The sequence below is a fragment of the Acinetobacter rongchengensis genome, from assembly GCF_003611475.1.
GTDB lineage: Bacteria > Pseudomonadota > Gammaproteobacteria > Pseudomonadales > Moraxellaceae > Acinetobacter > Acinetobacter rongchengensis.
Genome location: NZ_RAXT01000042.1, coordinates 1 through 19,693 on the forward strand (window position 1 = coordinate 1; position 19,693 = coordinate 19,693).

Here is a 19,693-nt window from a genome sequence, read left to right on the forward strand (position 1 = left end):
ACCAGATGAATAACGCAATCAATAAAAGCTCACCAAGAACACATGGTACACATCTTGGATTGATGAATAACCCTGAAACGCACAGTCAGGATCTATCAGATCAAGTGCCCGTGGTCATCAAACCGAAAAAGAATATGTTTTGTGTGAAATGTGGTGAACCACTTCAGGACAATATGCTGTTTTGCCCTCAGTGTGGTACCAAAATAGAAAGTTAATCGTTAAAGAAAATAAAGGAATGGATTACGAATGTGGTCCATTTTTTTTTTGACATCAAAAAAATAATTAGAGTTCTAAAATTAAGAGTTTAATTGAGCGTTGACATATTCTTCGACAGAAAATCCCTTTACGCCAGTTTCTATAAGTGCATGCACAAAGTCTGAGAACGTCACTGGAATGTACCCTACTTTGAATAGTGCCTCATTCAACTCTTTGTACTTCAGAAAAACTTCTTCTTTATGTTTTTTCTTCAGCTTAAACGTGGACGGCAAATCTGCCACTTGCAGATCTTGAATTTTGGTTGGGTTGTTCATAGCGTACCCGGTTGCTTAAAAGTTGCGAATTTAAACTATTGTAATGTGAAAATTAAAAAATGCAGAATAAATCTGCATTTTATTGTTTCATTTTTTTAAGATCTATTTGATAAACAGATGCTTAAATTAGTATTCTCAACCAAAAGCCAATTAATAGCGGATTAACCAAAATCAATCCGTTTCTTATTAGTATGTTTAATGTGTTGCTACTGGCGTACCAAATGCATCAGGATGTTGTGGTTGTTCACCACCACTTTGTTGAGCTTGACCAGGTTGACCAGCTGGAGCAGTTGTCTTACGTGCAGCTAAGTCCTTCATGATGTCTTGACAAGACATGCCCCCTGTTTCGTATAAGTTGTACGCAACAGGATCTTTTTTAGGATCTGGCGGTACACACTCCAATTCAGGTTCACTAGCAGTTGCAGAATCGGCATTCATTTTGTCCAGTTCGGTAGTAATCAATGTCAGATCGATGTCACTTGGCGTAATTGGACGACTGCTGATCTGCAAGCGATAAGTCATAGACGGCGTTAGTAGCGCATATAGTTCGCGGATCTGATTGGCCATAAGCGCAGGATTTTTCATTACGATTTTTTGGCATAAGAAAAGGTGCACGTTGTTCGGGCTACAAACACTTCCTTTACGCTGACTTGTTTGTGGGTTTTGGGCATCCACTTTCAAGGGGTAGACTTCAATGTAAACTTCATACGGCGTATCTGGCTGAAATTGGAAGTTCTGCAAACTAGAAACGACAGTTGAATACGGTTCTGACGTATCTTGTGCATGACAGAATACTTGTGGTGCGTTACAGTCAAAGTTACGACTAATACGGTCGATAATTTTATTGCGCTGAGCAGCCAATTTCATACTTTCTTCTTTTACTCGTCTTGCAACTTCACTCTGCAGTCGAGCTTCAAGTTCAACATCGCTTTGTTGTGGACGTTCAACTTCGATGTTTTGATTGCCAAAAATAACCACAGCAAATAACAAAAAGAAAAGAACACCACCGCCAATCAAGATTAGCTTTTTATGCTTAGCAAAAAAGTTTTCATCAATGTTTACTTTTTTGCCCTTCTTTGCTGTCTTGGCTGGCTGTTCAGGCTCACTTACATGTTCATCATCGGGTTGGATTTTGATCGCTTCTTCAGCTTCCTTCCCGATGTTGTCCATATCATCTGGTTCGTGATTACTCATTTATTCACCTATTCAATTATTTACTTGATTTAGCTTTTCTAGAGGTCGATTTAGACTTGGCTTTCTTTTTGCCACGTTGAACTGGCTCACCGTTGTTGTCGTATCCACTTGCACCACAGCTAAAGCAATCCCATTTATACTTACGTTCACCACGTAAATTAAATGCAGACTGAATCATGGTCTGGCCACACTCAAAACACTTGGCTTCGTTGCCAGTGCGAGATTTTGTAAGTTGGGTATCTGGTGATCCATCTGGCAATATGTCGAAATAACGTTTACATGATGCAGCTTCACAACTGTATCGCTCTTCGTAAACACCAGGTTCTTTGCGGTACTTGGTATGTACAAGAGGCTTTTTACAGATACATGGATACTCTGTTTTGGTCACTTGGAATCTTGGCTCGTAGTTAGGACTACCATCAGGGAACACCTCTAATGGACCCGACTTACATTTTTTGCCTTTCAGGTTTGGATTGGATTTTTCACAAGAAAAGAAGTGATACGGCTTACCTGAAGAAGTTGAAATACCTTTTAACTCACGCAACCAACCGCCACACCCTTCAAGCTGACATTTGTATGTATGGTTACGGCGATATTCGTCAAAATCAGGAACCAAGTTACCGCTTTCGTCATTTGTAGAACGGTATGTTTCTTTACAGGTGCCATCTACGAACGCACGTTGAGAGCACTCAAAAAATACAGATTTATCAGTTGTAACCTGAGTCAGTGATTTGCCACATAAACATAAATGAGCAGTTGGCTCACGTACAGTTGGCTTACCCGGTTCATCTTTACCATCAACATTTCTGTTTGGCGCTGAACTTTTGCATGAATTACATGACCAGTAGACCGATGTTGTTTTGTCGCGATTGGTACCGATTTTCGGCAACATGCGTCCGTCATCACAGTTATTACATTTGTAGACAGGGAATGAATCAAGCCAATGTTTTGAGAACTGTCCTAATTCACTTTCAATCCCTAAATGGAACTTTTGGAGTTCTTGTTTGTAATCGGCATCACCAGTAGCGATTAGATCCAGTGTTTCTTCAATTTCTTTGGTGTAAAGCGGATCTGCAAAACTAAACTTACCTCTAATGTTTTGAATCAACTTCAATCCATGCGGTGTAACTTCAATTTTCTTTTTAACAAGCTTGATATAGCCGTGCTTGATTAACCGTTCAAAGATTGATTGGTAAGTACTAGGACGACCAATTCCTTTTTTCTCAAGTAATTTGACCAATGATGGTACGGTGTAGCGTGAACGTGGTTTGGTTTTGGTCGCGATAACTTTACCAGCAATAACATTGTGGTTTTGACCGACTTCAATATCTATAGGTAGCGTATGTTCAGGTTCTTTTTCTGAATCTTCTTCACCGTCCACGTATTCAAGTGCATTTTCATCAATACTGTAGGTCTTTAATAAGCCCAACCAGCCATCTTCTTTTAAGATACGGCTAGAAGCTTTGAATTCAGCATCTTTAGTAATGCTTTCACCATCTACATTGAGAGTGACATCTTTATAGACACCTATAACGGATTTAACTTCGTATTCAGCTGGAGCCATTTGCGATGCAACAGTACGCAACCAGATTAGACGATATAGATCCTTTTGAACTTGGTCCTCACCAGCTTCAAAGGTAAAGAAGTCACTAGGACGAATACATTCATGTGCTTCTTGAGCACCATCGCGAGATTTGGCTTTATTGCCGATAATCGCAATGCCCTCTCTCTCACCAAAAGCTTCTAGAGCTTGCATCCCCTCAGGCGAAATTACAGCAGCATCAGTACGATGGTAAGTGATATAACCACCTTCATATAACTTTTGCGCTGCTTCCATAGTTTGTTTTAGATCCAAACCAAGACGCGCTGCAGCTGCAGCTTGCAGATCAACAGTAATAAACGGCGCTGGAGCACTACGGAAAGATGGCTTAGTTTCAACACTGGTAATGGTTAAGTCTTTTTTATCAATTACGTTTTGTAGACGGGTAATTGAAGCTTTATCTAACCACTGGTTATTGTGCACATCCTTCATTTCAGGATTAAGCCACTTAGAAAAATCCCATTTCGCAGCCCAACCTTGTTTTAGAGTTACTTCAAGATTGTAATGTTCATGTGATTTGAAGTTTTTCAGTAGATCTTCTAAATCACCAAGCACAACGAGTACGGCAGATTGAACACGGCCAACAGGAAATTTGCCTTTTAAAATATTTGAAATTGGCTCATACAAGTAAAAACCAATCATACGGTCAAGGAAACGGCGTGTTTCTTGAGATGCCACCATACCTTGATCCAGCTCTTCACCATTTTGAAGTGCATTAGCGATCGTACTTTTATCAATAGCGTTATATTTGACGCGAATATACTGATCGTCAGATAAGTTCAGGATACGTTTTAAGTGATATGCAATGGCTTCACCTTCACGGTCCAAGTCAGTTGCGAGGAAAACCGTATCTGCATTTTTAGCAGCCTGTCTTAATTCTTGAACAACGCGTGTTTTATTTTGAGATATTTCGTATTTAGGAACAAAGGCTGGATATGAAAAACCGATCTCATGATTAGGTAAATCACATACATGGCCAACTGAAGCGCGTACAACGAATTCGTGCGGATACAGGTCATCCAAGATATGTTGAATTTTTTCGACCTTTCCGGGTGACTCTACTATGAACAAACTACTCATTAAAATTCATCCAATTTTTAACTTTCTTTAGTAATAATTACTGAAGTTAATCTAGTAATGGTTTTAGTATATACAATTTTAAAATGTTTAAATAGGTTTAAGGGTTGATAAACAAACACTTTTAAGGGCTTATTTCTTAATCTTTAGTTGGATGAACATTTCAAGTGGTTAAATTACTTCCTGTTTTCAATATTCTACGCGCAAAAAGACAACAATATTTATCTAAAATTATGGGAAAAAACGGCTTAATTGTTTGAAAATGCAATGTTTAACCATCACAAATTAAAATTCCAAAAATATTATTTAACGAATTAATGTTGTACTATAAAGGTATCGTTTGTTTTAAGCTAAAACCATGATTAAAAAACTTATAGTTTTAAGCACCTCATTGTTAATCATCGGGTGTTCGTCTACGCCACAAGAGAAACGCTTAGATCAATACCTTGAAGATACGAAAACTGATGCAAAGGAACGTAGTATTGACTGGTATTACAAACATGATTACGAGCGTAGTAATGTTTTAAATATTTGTTATTCCATTTATATAGATTCTGCTAAGAAAGCTGGTTATTACAGCGATGATGTTAGTGATGGCCGAGAAAAGTATTTAGACGATAGCGTACAAAAAGAAATGTACGCCTCAAATGACGAATGCAATAAGGCATATAAGGCTCAGGATATTCTAGATAACTTTGTTGCAAGCAATAGCCTTCCACAAGAGTCTTATGAAGACAAGTTAGATCCACAACAAGAACCAAATTCAACACCTGAAGTACCAGAAGTGTCACCTGAAGCACCAGCAAATGAACCAGTCGCCACAAAACCACCAACACTGGAGGAATTAACCAATGCGAATCCGCAATAATGCGCTCATATGCCCAGGCCAATTTTTGATTCGATCTGCATTCTTTTTGCCCTAGCCATTTTACCTATAATAATTATTGGTATTGGCATACAGCTCAAAGAGAATTACGAGCGTAAGAAGCTCACTCAAAGCTATATGGATCAGCACTAAAGAAATCCAATAGGCAATAAAAAAGCAGCGAAATCGCTGCTTTTTTTATTTCTAATGAAGTTTACGAATAGGTTGAGTATAGGGGGAATCTTCTACTCGATGCACATGCATTGAATTGGTAATGTTCATTAAAGGTGAATTACTAGCCACTGAATGAGTCGTTGATGCTTTATGTGTGCGGTAGTTATTCAAAAACTGATCTACTACTGGCACATTGTTAGGCAATATTCCGATTTCGCGGTTAGTAATTTTAATCCTTTCTATTTGGTCTACATGGCTCATAACTAAGTCCACTACAATGATTAAAACTATGTGCGGAATTATAGCTTAAAATTGAAGAAATTCCATTTTGGGATTTAATATTTGGTTTTTTTATGCACAGGTTTTTGTGGATAGTAGTGGGTATAAATGGCTAAGTTGCTGATTATTTATGCTTTTAACATTGATTAAATATTAACCAAAATAACGAAAAATATGGAGAAATATAGCAGAAGCTATAGAAGAAAAAAGAGGAAATGTCAAAAAAAGGGAAAAAAAAACTATTAGAACAATCTCAGTCTAATAGTTTATTAAATAGGGTAATATCCCTTGATTCGTAATATAACCGATCTCTAATAAGTTTTAAAGCTTTTTTAATTATATTCACGTAAATTCCACAAACTGTTATCTCATGCTGAACAAAAGTAATGATTAAGCCCTATACTCAACTCTACCCTGATATATTGCAGATTAGTTAAACTGCTGTTTAGAAATTGCAAACCATAAGATGTTATATTTGAGCGAGGTTGGAATTATGTATGAAATGTGAATGCTTTAAAAACTGATATATATTATCAACTTTTTAGAATTTTACGCCTAATAGAATACATACAACTTGTTAGAATGCCTTATACTAAATCAGCCACCCTCACACACTTTTTATGGATGACCAGTATAGTGAAAGATTCAATCTTTGCTGATGTTATATCAAAGTTGAATGCGGAAGTTTTTACGCAAAAAGCTGGTCGCTTATACCCTCCTGTCAGTCAATTATTGGCACTGGAGAAAAAGTTAGCATTATGTACAGCATCATTGGTTAAAAGCGTAGACATTCCAGACTATAAACAGCTAGAACGCCTGTTTTGGGATAACGTAAATCATACCTATGGCACTGGTTATTTTGCGGAGATTCCTAAGTGGGGTTCCAACATCTTTATCCCATTACAGGTATGGGAAAGTGTGTTACAGCCTTATGCATTGTTCTATAAAAATATGAACCCTGAGTTTAACTTTTATGACTTTGCATTTACGACTGCAGCGTTGAGCGCTTGGCGGTACAGCCAACCCGTGCTAAAGCTTGAAAATGATGTATATCGCACCCTATTGAATGATGAAAACGGTCGCTATGTCGATGGTCATTTGCTGAATTACTACTTTCAGTGGACCAACTTTATTCATACACCAGGTCTAGGACACAACGACAAACCTTTATATGGTTTTTTCGCGCATCAAAACGAAGTTTTGTTTAACGGCAACAACGTTAAAGTATTGATCATTGTGTTTTGCTATGAAGATACTGAAGCCAACATATCTGATGAAGATGCTTTAAGCTTAACCTCTAATTGGGGTGACTATGTGGTTTTAGAGTATCGCACGGATACTATTAAAACTATTAAAGATAGTTTGATTGGTACCAACCTTAAAAGTAGTCCTGAGCTATTAATCTTACTTGGTAAAATGCTTAGCTTATTTAATTTCTCTATTCATCCTAAAACTGACATCTACAATCACCGTGGCTACCTGATGCAACCCACGTATAACGATACGATTGATTCATTTCTCAGTAGTTATAGAAAGCACAAAGGTATGCCAGTACGCCGTGGCGTAGGTAAATCACCCTCTAGCAATCAACGCCGTGAAGTCCTCTATCATGTCCACGCACCAAGCTGTCCACGCCTGTTTGATACTGGTCTGAACACTGGTTTTGTGTCGCGCATGCACAAGAGTAGCCATATCGCTAATGACCATTTTAATACACTACATTGGCTTAAAACTGATACTGGCTTAAAACTAATTTCAGGTAGTTTATATACTCAAGAAACCGAAACTAAACTTATTAAATCAATTCAAAATTACTTTTATGGTAATAATACTTAAAGGTTTTCATTCTTTTTTCCTTAAACCTGTTATATACTTTTAATACCCATTTCAATCAATGAAGTATTATGCGTTTCGAGTTCGATCCATCATTTATATCTCATGTTGCAGTACGATTAGATGGCACTTCCTTAAAATCATTTTTAGACAACCTTGGAAACGTATCTTTTCAAGAAGCTGAAAGTTATTTAAGCAATCTAATTAAAGGGAATTATGAGCAAGACGATTTTACAGTTGGATTGAAAGTTAAACCTAAAAACCACAATCAAACAGAATTATTAGGGCATCTTTATAAAAATAGTGCCTTTCAATCGGTTTCAACTGAAGTATCGGATCTCGACACCCAAAACATGCACAATGACATCGCTCAATTCGTTCAAAGCTATGCCAATGTTGCAGATCTTCAGTACAACAGTAATTTCTTGGACAAGCAGACGTTTAAGCATGAAAAAACGTTAGATAGCTATATCTTCACAGAATTAATGCTGCAGTTCACCAACAATAATACCGTGAAGTTTCGTGTGGACGGCGAATATGTCACAGTGATTAATACTGAGCTAACCTCTAAATACATCTATTTTAACGACAACAAGAATAAGCGGATCTGTAAGTTTTTAAGTAAAAATATGCATCCAGCTTATTTAGAGTCATTCTTAGAGCAGATGCATATTATTAAAATTGATTCTGAGCAGTACTTTTATAATGCAGTCGTGAATAACACAATAAGTTATGATGCTGACGTTAACGCCTTTATGGACCAATCTCAGAATTTTTTAAATACCCTTGTGAAAGGTTATAAAAAACTGATCTTAAACAACGTGCGATTTAATCTTTACGAATTCTTAGAAGACGACCTTGAAAGTGTCATCCTAAACCGTATCACTAAGGCATGGCATTACGCTCACGAAATTACGTTGCAAACCAACAACCCATCAAAATATGTAGTCGCTCAACCGCTGGTTATAAAATATTTATAAGTGAGTTTCTTTATTTATGAACCCCCTCATGATCAAGTATGGTATCGATATTGGTACGCTATCTAAAATATTTAGATCGCATCTTGAAAATGAGGGCATTGTATTTGATCGTGAGAGTGACTTTCAGCTTGAACGAAGCTCTAAACGTATTTACCTCAGAACCAATCACCACAATGACGCCACAAAAAATAAGAAAAAAACGGCCTGGTATCTTGTAGATCTAGATAACGCACGTATGTCTTATGGTTGGTTTCATGCTGGCGGTGCAAACTTCACTTACAGCTTGTATGAATACATTCAAGAAATGGATCTGCAACCTGGTGATACCGTATATACCAAGGAACAGCAAGAAGAAGATCTTAAACGCTTCTTAAGCTCATGCAAAAGTGCTGAGAAGAACAAAAAAGACCAAGAGATATTGGCTCAAATCTATATGGGTTTTGAATGGGCCAGAAGCCTACCCTTACCAAACCGTCCACACAACTACAATGTGAAAAAGCAGATTAGCTTCAGTCATGCTAGATTGTACAATCCAAGCAACTTCACTAAAAATGAGCTGATTGATTATGTCAGCCAGTACTACCCTCAACACAAGAACAGCACCATTATTCTGAACCGTATTATTGATCTGCAACCAGATCTAGATCAACAGTCGCTACGTCAGAACAAGCTTTTAGTTGAGGGGCAAAACCTCAAAAATCAAATCATTTTCCTTCAGACCATCGCTGAACATAAAAACAAGCGTGGTGAAGATAAGTTTACATTACGTGGTGTACTTGCAAACGGCGCTTTCAAAATCTTATTTAAAGATCCATTGGATGCATGGAACCAAGATCGGATAATCTTTTGTGAGGGCTACGCCACTGGTGAAGCAATTGCAGAATCAATTCAATACTCTATTCCAGTCATTGTCGTGTACGTGGCTGGCAACATCATGAATGTAGTACGTGATTTCCGTGCCGAATTCCCGTTTTCACGCTTCTATATCTTCAATGATAATGACCATAAAACAGCATTAGAAAGCAAAATAAAGCGCAATCCCGGTATCTATTACGCAACAGAAGCATGCCGAGCTGTAAACGCAGCCATGATTGGACCTGAATTTACTGATGAACAGTTAGATCTAAGTGACTGGAACGATTTTAAGTGTTTGTACGGCGTTGAATACACGCGTGATGTAATACGTCATAAAATGCAAAATGCCGTGTGGACGACTGCAGTTCAAAGCACGGTTAACCCGAACTATTCTATCAGCGCCCTATTCTTTGGCATCAAACAACAGTTGGATGATATAGGCCTCTATCCTGATAGCATGACCAAAAAGAATTGGTTTAGCTTGGTTTTACGTGCATATGCTTTGCTGACTCAACAGGGATTTAGTCAGATCCACCCGATTGAGCTGGTCAAAGAACAATTTATTGAAATTCTTGAACAGATCAGCAAACAACCCCGTAAAGTCACTGGAGCTGAAGAACCAGAACTCCTTCAGGCCTACACAAAACTTGTAGAAATGATCGCACGTAATGATTCAACAACAGCACTGAATCAACAGATTATCGCCGTGATTAATTTATACAAAAATGCAGATTATCCAATTGAATCATTAAAGGTTTGGCTCAAAGATATTGTGAGTAAATCGAACGATCCTGAATGGTCCGAAAACTTCATTAATAATATTTTTATTTCGATAATTTGAATGTCAAACATAAACCCCCAAAGGTAGCAAACTTTTGGGGTTTGTTTTTCTCTAAACTTTCATTGCACTAGGTTTATCGACCTATTTAAAACTAATGTTTCCTGAACCAGTTCGGTTTTGTGACTTATGGATTGGTTTGCCATAAACTTTAACGTTGCCTGAGCCTGAAAGCTGTACTTGAGCAGAATTGATAGCTGTACAAAAGATATTGCCTGAACCAGATAGTGCCACTTCTAAATTGTTGCTTTTCAATGGTAATGCATCAAAATTGCCTGAACCTCTCAAAGATAAGACACAGTGTTCAACGGTACCGTCTAAATCCATATTTCCAGATCCACTAATACTTGCTGTGAATTTATCTTCATTAAGATTTAAGACCTGAATATTGCCTGAACCTTTTAAATCAATAGCTTTTAAATTTGGGTGACTGATCGATACTTCTAACGGTGAACAAGTACTAAAACTTACATTGTCCTGAATAGCTAAAACCAATACACCCCCCTGAAAAGTCGCACTAATAAGATCTACAATATTGTCGTCTGCAGTAATTTCCATTTTAGAAACACTTGAAGCAAAAAACTTCAGACTCATTGGACCTTTCATACAGATTTCGTTAAATGGGTTTACAGGTACTTGCTTAGTCACTGGTTTGCCACTTCCAACGATTTGATAGTTGGAACCTGAACTGTATACATTGCCGTTGCCATTGATTACAACAGAACCCAAAAAAATATGTTTTGACATATAAAGCCTCAAATTATTAAAAGTAATTTAACCCTAAATAAGTGGTCATTCATAACCTATTTAATATCTGTAAATTATAACATTGAGGGCTTAAACATTTTTTATTAAAATAATAAATTAAAGCTTTTAATTTTTCTTTAAACCTTTATTAGACATAGCTTATATTAAAGATTAAACAGAAATGTTTTTAGAATCGGTATATACTAAAAGTATAAATTTTCTTAAGCATATGATTAATAGTCCTATGCAACCTGGGTAGCACATTGCACCTAAATATATATTAGAAATTGGAATTGTTATGGCTGAGAAAGTACCGAGCGCCCGACATAATTGTGATTTAAATACGATGTTTCAGTTTTTCCAAGAAGAACTGGAGCGAAACTACGGATTCGTATTCAAGTCATCTGGTAAATATCAATTCGTGACCGTATTTGATGAAAAAGTGCCTTGCCTCACCGAATCAGATAACCCTAGTAAATCAAGTAGCAACAATGTCAAACCACGAGGGATGTATTGGATCTATCCAAACATGAACCGTGATACTGGTGAATACTGGCCAGTACTCAAAGGACACCGCTTTGGTGTAACTGACATTGAAATCTCAATTGCTTTTGCTGACCACTATAAGAACGTAATCAAGCCTCAACGAGATTCAAACCCTAACTACAAACCACCAAGCAAAGAAGATGTTGATCGCCGTGTACGTGAGTTTGAAGAAGCTCAAAAGAAGCATCTACTTCAACAAGAAAAAGAGCTCTTAGCTGCACAAATCGCTATCCGTATTGAGTGGCAACGTGCTGGTAAAGTTATTGACGATTCATTTTTTAATAATAAAACTGGAAGCATTCAGACCTTTAAACGCGACATTCGACAAATGCCGTATATGGTTGAAAAGAACCTAGAGCCATACGGCGCTAAAATCATGCGTAAAGATAACTTTACCCGTGATGAAGCCATTGAAGCAGTAAAGCGTGAACTTCCTGAATCAGCCACCAATCAACAGCTTCTCGTTGAAACAGTAGAGAATGTATTAGCGTATCAAAAGCATTTTATCAACTTTGAACCTGAGCTTGAGGGCGAAAAGAAAAAAGGCTTTGATTTACGTAAAAGCAGAGCTGTCATTCTTGCACCGTTAATTGACACCAATAACAAAGTCGTCAATTTACAGCGTATCACCCACCATCGCCAAAAAAAGCGCAACAAAGAAACCAACAAGCTTGAAGAAGTACTGCATAAGGGTAAGTACTTTTTTGATAAAGCCAAAACGAAAGATGCATTCTTGCCTGTTAGCAAAAATCCTGATGTTGGCTATGAAGTCTTTAACCCGAATGCAAAGAACTATTTGATCAAGGAGGGTTGGGCAACAGCGATCAGCGCACGTAAGGCGTTGGATGCTGGTTTAGAGCTTGGTTTATTGGGTGAGGGTTTTACTGCAGAAAACACACAAGTTTTAGCGTCATACAGTAAATCCAATATCTCAAGTGTTGCTGAGCTTATCTGCAGTATCAATCCTGAAGCCAATATATTTGTTGGTTATGATAACGATGCTGGCCAAACGCTTGAGTCTGGTTTGAATCCTGGCTTACAAGAAGCTTGTCACAACTTTTCATTAAGTGGTGTGTTAGGTGATGTGAGCAAACATGAAAATACACGTATCACCCTACCCCCGGTTTTCCAAAATAAATTATCTGTTTCTGATTGGGATGATGCTCGTCAATATTTAGGTGTTGAACGTTTAGCTGCAGAGTTGGCAAAAGAACTGAATAACGCCGTCAAACGTATAGACAACAAGATCCCTGAAGTTGCGTATGCAATTAACCGCTACAACCGTCAACGCGAAGCTTATGCAACCAAGTTCCCTAATAAAGAATACCAACCGAATTACGGCATTGTGATTGCACAATCAGATGAAAAATATCTGGAATTGCAGAACATACGTGCTAAAAACCAAGCAAATATTGAAAATTACAACGCAAATATTGAAAAGCGTAAACAAGATCTATCAAAAGCTAACTATGATGGACCAGCTGGTACAGGTAGCACGAAATCCTATGCAAAACCAAAGTACCAACCGCCGTCATTTGATAAAGCATTTGATGATAAACCAACTCCAACCGCTACGGCACCCGTATCTACGCCCGTCATGACTCTTGAGGGCATTAAGTCTTATATGGAGATCCTTTCTGAAATTGATGTCACCAAAGTTCAAAATGATGTTTTGAAAGTTGTCGCTACTGCAGATGGCCATCAAAAGATTAAAGCCGGTGATATTGAATTCGAGAAAATGGGTGCCAAAGAACCAACCAGTAGCACAAACCCAAGTATGGATAGCATGCAAAATACCAAAGTACATATTGATGTATCCAAGGACATCAACAAAGATACAGTTAAATTGCAGAGTGTGGATCGTTCGACCATTCCCGAACAAAATCTTCAGCAAGGTATCGATCATCAAAGCTACGCTAAGTCAGCTATCTTTACCGCTTTTTGGCTTCATTCAGCAGAAATGTATAAAGCTAGAAAGTTAATTCATGAAGCTGGTATTAGTACTGCCGATGTTGAGGGTTCAATTGCTGTCGCTGAAGATAAGCTCAATAAAGCTCAGGAAGAAGTTTCTAAGAAGCGGTCGTATCCTGAACTTTTTGTGATTAGTGCGTCTGATAGCGAATACCGTGCGTCAATCATGAAAGTTTTATCTGATTTAGAGGCTGCACATCCAGAGTGGCAGAATCTCAAAACATTTAGAGAAAATCTTACTGATAGGACCATTGCATTTGATCAATTGAATCTGGATACATTGAAGATCAAAAACAAAGTAGTGCATTTGATTGTCAGTAATGTGACCAATGATCAAAACTATCTAAAGGTTCAAGAAAGCCTCACCACCCTTTTAGATACATCGAACAGCTTGTCTTTGGACCGTCAACAAAAGTTCAATCTTGTGAACAGTCTAAGTAAAACATTAAACAACATGGCCAAACTGTTAGATGAACCACCAGTCTTCCAAAGACTGAACGATTTCTTTACTCGTTTTGAAAAGCGTGTAGATGATCTCGTTCTAGGTGATGGTCTAAAGCTGTATGGTATAGAACCGCAGAATTTAAACAAAACTAACGAACGTGGACAGTCGTTCGATATGTAAAAGCAGATATGAAAAAGCCCCGAATATCGGGGCTTTTTTTTGAGTCAATGTTTTCAAGATTAGTGTGGCAATGTTGCCCTAAAATCCAATGCAAAATCAGTTTCACCACGAGGATCGCTATTAAAGAACTTGAAGCCTAAACACTTAATCTCTTTATAGCCCATACTCTCCACCTCTTTTAAGAAGCTCTTATAACCTTCGTCATCCTCTTCATCTGGATCAAAAATTACAGAACTCTCGTCACTCAAGCTGATCAGTACTTCTTCCTTCCACTCGTCATTCACCAACAAATGACCGCCTTTAGGCTCAATCAAACATTGATAGTACATCTCTTGGTTCACCGTATCATTCACGATCAACATATAGTCTGGACTGAATCTACGGCCATCAATAGGACTAAATAACCAGTAGTCTAGCTCATTACGTATTAAGTAAATTTCAGCATCTTTATATTGACGTTTAAGGGCATCAATTTGAGTCGAAATGAATTTTACGAATAGCTTCTCTTCACTCGTACCGTAGTTTTCACTATAAGCATACCAATCGGCACCCTCAACATTAAACTTCAGTTGTTCATTTGGGTGCAACGATTGTGCGATCGCACGTTCGTCTGGAGCATTGACAGTGATTTCACCCGTATCAGGATTTTCAACAGGGAAAGCAACCAAGTAAATGTTTTTCTCTTGCTGAAAAACAGTAGACAGCGATTTAGGTTTAAAGGTTTTACTACCCGTGATACGTGGCATATGACGATCAATAGCCTTACGTACCTCAGGTAAAATTATGCCCAAAAGTAGCTGATATTTTTCATCAATGGTCAGATCGTGAATATCCTTATCTTCAGTATATGAATAGCGGATCTGATAAAGCGGTAGGTAGTTATCGATTAATTCATCCATACTATCTAACCCAACGATATGCTCTCTTAGATAGTTAAATCTAAAAAAGTTCCCTTCAGTCGCAACGAGCGCCTTTTTCAAGACCGGTCGGCTAAAGTATTCTTCAGTCAGATCGATGGTTTTATGGTTAACTTCAGCTTGGATCTGATTCTGTTGCTTGTCGGTCAAGCTACCAGCATGCAATTGGTATGCACTGGCTTTGATTTCACGCTTAAAAGTCGTATCAATCTCAGAATCAGTCGTTTTATTTCTAAATTCTTGCTGATTGACTAAGACAAAACCTTTCTTATATGTCTCACTGTTCATAAAGTCAGATTTAAGCGTGATTGTGTGCTTTTCAGTGGATTTATTAATAATCCCTTCACCTAGAAGCTCTAACTTTAAGTTGTCGTAAAACGTGCCAGTCTTAACAAAGTGGTACATGAACGTTTCAAGTACACGCCCGTATTCATCAATCGCATTGTCAAACTTACGTTTGTACTGGTCAAACTCATAGCCATGTTCTTTATCAAACAAGTCAAGGTTATCATTATTCAAACGATATGATTTATGCAGTTTATATGGGCATAAACGAGCACCACGGCCAATCAACTGAATATCTTGCAGCGATACTTTTTTCGCTGCAGAAATATCAAAGTGAATGATGTCATAGAGACTTAAAACATCCCAACCTTCTGTGAGTGCATCAACTGAAAATATCACCCGATTATAGTTTTTAGGATCATCTAAAATCGGCAACAAAGTTGAATTGGTTTTATCCGTTGAGTTGTAAACAAACGTGTTATCTGAAGAAAAACGAATTTTAATTTCAGAAATAAATGATTTTAAACCATCTCTATCGCTGATCGTGGATAGACCAGACTTCGGAGAGGCAATCCAAGCAAACATTTGACGCAAGAAACGAAAGCTATCTTCAGCGTCTTGCAAATTAGTCTGATTGGTTTCACTTAGCTTTTTCAGATAATCTAAATCTTGTGGCTTAAGTGAATTAATCACCTTATGGAAAAATTCACGGTCTAGCTTGCTTTGTTTAATGTTGGTTGATTTCACCAATATAATTGGGTTGATCGTGACTTGCATATCACGCTCAGCGAATAAACGTCTGTATTCACTCAATACAACGGCATTAATCACCAATAAGCGTTTTTGATCGGCGATCTGAGTTTCAGTGTTGTAAAGGAAGCAAACCGCTTTACTGTAACCTTCCTTATTGAATCTCAAGAAATCGTATTTATAGACTAATTTGTCCTGATACTTCCTATGGATGGCACTATTGCCCAAGTCAACAGTAGCAGTAAACTCCAGCAAAAGATTATCTGGCCGTGCCTTGATTGCAGTATTGACCGAAGTTTCCCAATTGGTAATCGCTTCATCATCTTCTTTTATCTTCTTACGTGTATTCACGTTAAGTCGATGCGCTTCATCTGCAATCAGAACAATTTTATTATTCAAGAAATCTTCTGCAGACAAACCATTTTCTACCTCATTCACAAGTTTGTTGTAGAGGAACGCCGTACTTAAAAACATAAAGTTAATAGCGTTGCCTTGTGAATCTGGAAAGAGTTTGATTTCTTTAACAGGAATAGAACGTCCATTGATTTTCACGCCGTTCTTATTGAAAAGATACTTTTCAAATTGCGGATCAATAAAGTTCATATAGGCCTGTTCAATAATCTGCAATTGATGGACCATAAATATGAAATTACGGTAGCCTTTCTCATATAAAAAGAGAATAACAGCAGCCATGGTGAGCGTTTTACCGGCACCAGTTGACATATTGAAAAGTAAGTGTTTGGCTTTAGTCGGATCTTGATCATAGATCCAGATAAAATGCTTTACAGCCTCTTCTTGATACCCCCTTAAAGTACGCGACAAGTTATCAGTGATATAGCGAGGGATAGTAAAGTTTTTAGCCCACTCAATGTATTCACTGTCGTTTTCAATACGATAATATAGGAAGTCTTTTAAGGTATCTTTTACCAATGTTGGGCTTAATCTAGACATTAGGTGCACCATAAAACTTATCAGTGAGCGCAATCTCTTCCTGAGTGACTTTGAATTTTGAATCCAACATATCTGCATGGTTTAGATATAGCTGGTTTTCATCCAAAACTTGCAATAAAAGCACTTTACGATCGTCTAGTGATAAAGCCCTAAATGATTCCTCACGCTCAAAGTCTTTTTTATCAAACCAAAACTTTAAAAAGGCATTCTGAGCCATTTCATTATAAATACTGTCCAGCTCACCTTTACTTGTTGCAGCCAAGATTCCATCTTGATAGGCCTGGTTATAGCGCTTCAGTTCAAAATAAACAAATGAACCGCCACCATTCCAATTTACAAGTTTAGAGATACCGCCGTCCTCACCGTTTATTACGCGTTTTAAGCGTGTTTTGGTGATTTCATCAATATAGTCCATCTGCTCAATCGCAATCCATTTGCGACCCAATTTATGCGCCACAGCAGCCGTAGTACCCGAACCTGAGAAAAAGTCGAGCACAAGATCTCCTTCATCCGTGGCGATCTCAATAATACGCTGTAAAAGTAGTTCTGGTTTTTTCCCATTCGGGAACAATACACCACCCTCTTTTGTTAAATTGTTCAGCGGAAAGCCATCCCAAAAGGTGCCAGCTTTTTCAAGCTTGAAGATATATTTCCCTCTTTTGACCGCAATATCACTCAACCAAGCAATTTGATCGCACTTGGCACCCTTGTAATAGACAGTCGTTACCTTATTTTTGTTTTTTCCAGATCTAGGCACATATTCAATGCTTAATAGCTCATGATCCCCGGTTACACCTTCCATCACGCGTGTTCTAATTGAGCTTTGAGCATTCGTGTCGCGCATAATCTTATCAAAGTACTTCAGATAGCATTCAGCTTCAGTCAGGTTTTCTTCTTCCATCACCTTTTTGATCGGCTCTAGAACCACACCTTTATGCGTATAAACCTCAATCGGCTCACCTGAACCATCTGTTAATGTCTTAATGTGCTCTTTGGTACCAACGCTTTTTAAGATACGCGTATACTTCCAGCTCTTTTTAAGCTGCTTCATGGTTTCTAGATATTCAAACAATTCTACTTCGTCATAGAAATCGTTGAACTTTTTAAAACCATTCTCACTATTCATATTTTTGGTGTAAATCAAAATATATTCGATATTTTTCTTCAGGCGCTTGTCTTCGCCACCACCAGAAGCACCAGACGTTTGTTTCATTTTTACTGAAACTTGGTTTAAGTAGTTTTCACGACCAAAGACTTCATCTGCTAAAACTTTTAGATATGCTTGTTCATTGTCATCACATTGAATGAAAACCAGGCCATCTTCTTTGAGCAAATCCTTTACGACTTCCAAGCGATTTTTAATAAATAATAACCAAGAAGAATGTGTAAATGTGTCGTTATATTTGAATCCATCGTTCTCAGTATTGTATGGATATATATACCTATATTTAATAAAAATTAAATAATTTATTGTTTTATAAATAAATATAAATATTAAAATTACATAAACAGAATATTACGTTAAATTAATAAAAGATCTATGGCTATTTTGACCGTAAATTTACACTGATAGTTTTCTAAAAACAGTAATAAATACAAATAGAATTTTCTCTCGAGATACTAGCAAGTGATTCGAGGTGAGAACATCTAAACATCTGACTAAAGTTCAGTGATTGACCTAAGCTATTCAATCATTTTAGTGTACTAACACTGCTTTGTTAAAAATGATGATTAGGTCGTATAAAGTTGTTTTTTTAAGCGGGCTATGCGGTTTCTAAACCCTTCTATACTACGTTCTAAACGTGCATAGCTTGCTGTATTTTTATCTTTGCGACATGTTTGGATATAGCTAAATTCTTTGAGTTCTGCCTCAAGTTCTTGAATTTTTAGTACCGTGGCAAGTTTTTTATCCCATTGAGCTAATAAATTGGCTTCTCTGTATTTGAAATAGTCTTCATCGATCATTGCCGTCCTTCTTTTAATTCGCTCATAAAATAGGCATATCAACCCAACCCTACGATAACATAAGCAATTAATTAATATTTCATTATATATGCCGGCAATAAACCATGACTAGCAATTAACTTCAAATAATTACATAACACGCCCTGTATGAGTTTGTAAAAAATTCACCATTAGCAAGTGAAATTCGTGGGTACAAGTTCGTTTTGATATTGGTGAAAAAATACAAGAACTTCTTTCCGTTGCCGAAGATCAATTTGAGCAATATAAATCAAAACGAACAACTATTTGGCGAAATAAACTGATCAATACTATGAAAGGTTTATTGAATGAATGCTTACCTCAAGCTCAATATTCAGCTATATCATCTACTGTTACCTTATCTGATGATATATTCAAAAATATAAAACAAGGTATGGAAGATGAAGGACTGTGGAATGAGGAATTAGAGCAAAAGCTTTTTTTTGCATCTCAAATACAGCTTTCATATTTGTAATCTATAAGGGAGATATTAAATTTCCCTTTTTATAGCTTACGATAGGCTTACATTGCACAAACTTCCTGAAAAGCCATTCATTGATATTTTATGTATAAGTTGCTGTTTTGTAATTACAATATTTTAAATTTAAGCTCACTTATGCCACATACCTTAATCAGTTTATAAATTATATGGAAGAGTTCCCCCTTACCGAATTTCCACCGCTGAAACAAACT

Annotated in this window: 14 protein-coding genes; 7 read left to right on the top strand and 7 right to left on the bottom strand. The window is 37.3% G+C overall.

What is annotated here, in order from left to right; all coding sequences use genetic code 11:
* A partial coding sequence (locus tag D7V20_RS14595; RefSeq protein ID WP_120384910.1) for a zinc-ribbon domain-containing protein occupies nucleotides 1-215 on the top strand: 215 nt, incomplete at its 5' end.
* Between the two features lie 81 nt (nucleotides 216-296).
* Here D7V20_RS14595 and D7V20_RS14600 read toward each other — a convergent pair.
* The 3 genes from D7V20_RS14600 to D7V20_RS14610 form a co-directional block, all read right to left on the bottom strand.
* The gene (locus tag D7V20_RS14600) at nucleotides 297-530 is read right to left on the bottom strand and encodes a hypothetical protein (RefSeq protein WP_005028471.1); all 234 of its coding nucleotides are present in this window, start codon (nucleotides 528-530) and stop codon (nucleotides 297-299) included.
* Nucleotides 531-725: 195 nt separating this feature from the next.
* Complete coding sequence (locus D7V20_RS14605; RefSeq protein ID WP_043041428.1) at nucleotides 726-1,724, bottom strand: hypothetical protein; 999 nt, start codon at nucleotides 1,722-1,724, stop codon at nucleotides 726-728.
* Nucleotides 1,725-1,740: 16 nt separating this feature from the next.
* Nucleotides 1,741-4,404, bottom strand: a complete 2,664-nt coding sequence (locus D7V20_RS14610; RefSeq protein ID WP_043041427.1) for a type IA DNA topoisomerase — start codon at nucleotides 4,402-4,404, stop codon at nucleotides 1,741-1,743.
* A gap of 388 nt (nucleotides 4,405-4,792) precedes the next feature.
* Between D7V20_RS14610 and D7V20_RS14615 the strand changes: the two genes are divergently transcribed.
* The 4 genes from D7V20_RS14615 to D7V20_RS14635 all read left to right on the top strand — a co-directional run bounded on the left by D7V20_RS14615 (nucleotide 4,793) and on the right by D7V20_RS14635 (nucleotide 10,228).
* On the top strand, nucleotides 4,793-5,269 hold the full coding sequence (locus tag D7V20_RS14615) for a hypothetical protein (protein ID WP_227520115.1): 477 nt from the start codon (nucleotides 4,793-4,795) through the stop codon (nucleotides 5,267-5,269).
* A 1,086-nt stretch (nucleotides 5,270-6,355) separates the two neighbouring features.
* Nucleotides 6,356-7,555, top strand: a complete 1,200-nt coding sequence (locus tag D7V20_RS14625) for a hypothetical protein (protein ID WP_114190206.1) — start codon at nucleotides 6,356-6,358, stop codon at nucleotides 7,553-7,555.
* 68 nt (nucleotides 7,556-7,623) lie between these two features.
* Nucleotides 7,624-8,532, top strand: coding sequence for a hypothetical protein (locus tag D7V20_RS14630; protein ID WP_005006163.1), 909 nt, complete (start codon nucleotides 7,624-7,626; stop codon nucleotides 8,530-8,532).
* A gap of 28 nt (nucleotides 8,533-8,560) precedes the next feature.
* Complete coding sequence (locus D7V20_RS14635; RefSeq protein ID WP_230445343.1) at nucleotides 8,561-10,228, top strand: virulence-associated e family protein; 1,668 nt, start codon at nucleotides 8,561-8,563, stop codon at nucleotides 10,226-10,228.
* Nucleotides 10,229-10,309: 81 nt separating this feature from the next.
* On the opposite strand, the gene D7V20_RS14640 is transcribed toward D7V20_RS14635, so the two are convergent.
* Nucleotides 10,310-10,972 (bottom strand): GIN domain-containing protein, encoded by a 663-nt coding sequence (locus tag D7V20_RS14640; RefSeq protein ID WP_058952595.1) that lies wholly within the window; start codon nucleotides 10,970-10,972, stop codon nucleotides 10,310-10,312.
* A 298-nt stretch (nucleotides 10,973-11,270) separates the two neighbouring features.
* Here D7V20_RS14640 and D7V20_RS14645 point away from each other — a divergent pair, with 298 nt between their 5' ends.
* Entirely contained in the window at nucleotides 11,271-14,114 is a 2,844-nt protein-coding gene (locus D7V20_RS14645) for a hypothetical protein (RefSeq protein WP_120384912.1), read from the top strand.
* Between the two features lie 59 nt (nucleotides 14,115-14,173).
* Here D7V20_RS14645 and D7V20_RS14650 read toward each other — a convergent pair whose 3' ends face one another.
* From D7V20_RS14650 to D7V20_RS14660, 3 genes are all read right to left on the bottom strand, one after another.
* Entirely contained in the window at nucleotides 14,174-17,017 is a 2,844-nt protein-coding gene (locus D7V20_RS14650; RefSeq protein WP_058952593.1) for a DEAD/DEAH box helicase family protein, read from the bottom strand.
* Nucleotides 17,010-18,518 carry a site-specific DNA-methyltransferase gene (locus D7V20_RS14655; protein ID WP_308469681.1) on the bottom strand — a complete coding sequence of 503 codons (1,509 nt, stop codon included), beginning with the start codon at nucleotides 18,516-18,518 and terminating at the stop codon, nucleotides 17,010-17,012. The genes D7V20_RS14650 and D7V20_RS14655 overlap by 8 nt, the downstream gene beginning before the upstream one ends.
* 230 nt (nucleotides 18,519-18,748) lie before the next feature.
* On the bottom strand, nucleotides 18,749-18,982 hold the full coding sequence (locus D7V20_RS14660) for a hypothetical protein (RefSeq protein WP_057081907.1): 234 nt from the start codon (nucleotides 18,980-18,982) through the stop codon (nucleotides 18,749-18,751).
* Between the two features lie 310 nt (nucleotides 18,983-19,292).
* On the opposite strand from D7V20_RS14660, the gene D7V20_RS14665 reads away from it, so the two are divergent.
* Nucleotides 19,293-19,475, top strand: a complete 183-nt coding sequence (locus tag D7V20_RS14665) for a hypothetical protein (protein WP_057081906.1) — start codon at nucleotides 19,293-19,295, stop codon at nucleotides 19,473-19,475.
* The last annotated feature ends 218 nt before the right edge of the window (nucleotides 19,476-19,693 follow it).

Bases quoted from the DNA above. Each gene is read 5' to 3' on its own strand.
- D7V20_RS14665 (WP_057081906.1), top strand. From the start codon at position 19,293: ATGAAAGGTTTATTGAATGAATGCTTACCTCAAGCTCAATATTCAGCT.
- D7V20_RS14645 (WP_120384912.1), top strand. From the start codon at position 11,271: ATGGCTGAGAAAGTACCGAGCGCCCGACATAATTGTGATTTAAATACG.
- D7V20_RS14605 (WP_043041428.1), bottom strand. From the start codon at position 1,724: ATGAGTAATCACGAACCAGATGATATGGACAACATCGGGAAGGAAGCT.
- D7V20_RS14660 (WP_057081907.1), bottom strand. From the start codon at position 18,982: ATGATCGATGAAGACTATTTCAAATACAGAGAAGCCAATTTATTAGCT.
- D7V20_RS14610 (WP_043041427.1), bottom strand. From the start codon at position 4,404: ATGAGTAGTTTGTTCATAGTAGAGTCACCCGGAAAGGTCGAAAAAATT.
- D7V20_RS14630 (WP_005006163.1), top strand. From the start codon at position 7,624: ATGCGTTTCGAGTTCGATCCATCATTTATATCTCATGTTGCAGTACGA.
- D7V20_RS14600 (WP_005028471.1), bottom strand. From the start codon at position 530: ATGAACAACCCAACCAAAATTCAAGATCTGCAAGTGGCAGATTTGCCG.
- D7V20_RS14635 (WP_230445343.1), top strand. From the start codon at position 8,561: ATGATCAAGTATGGTATCGATATTGGTACGCTATCTAAAATATTTAGA.
- D7V20_RS14650 (WP_058952593.1), bottom strand. From the start codon at position 17,017: ATGTCTAGATTAAGCCCAACATTGGTAAAAGATACCTTAAAAGACTTC.
- D7V20_RS14640 (WP_058952595.1), bottom strand. From the start codon at position 10,972: ATGTCAAAACATATTTTTTTGGGTTCTGTTGTAATCAATGGCAACGGC.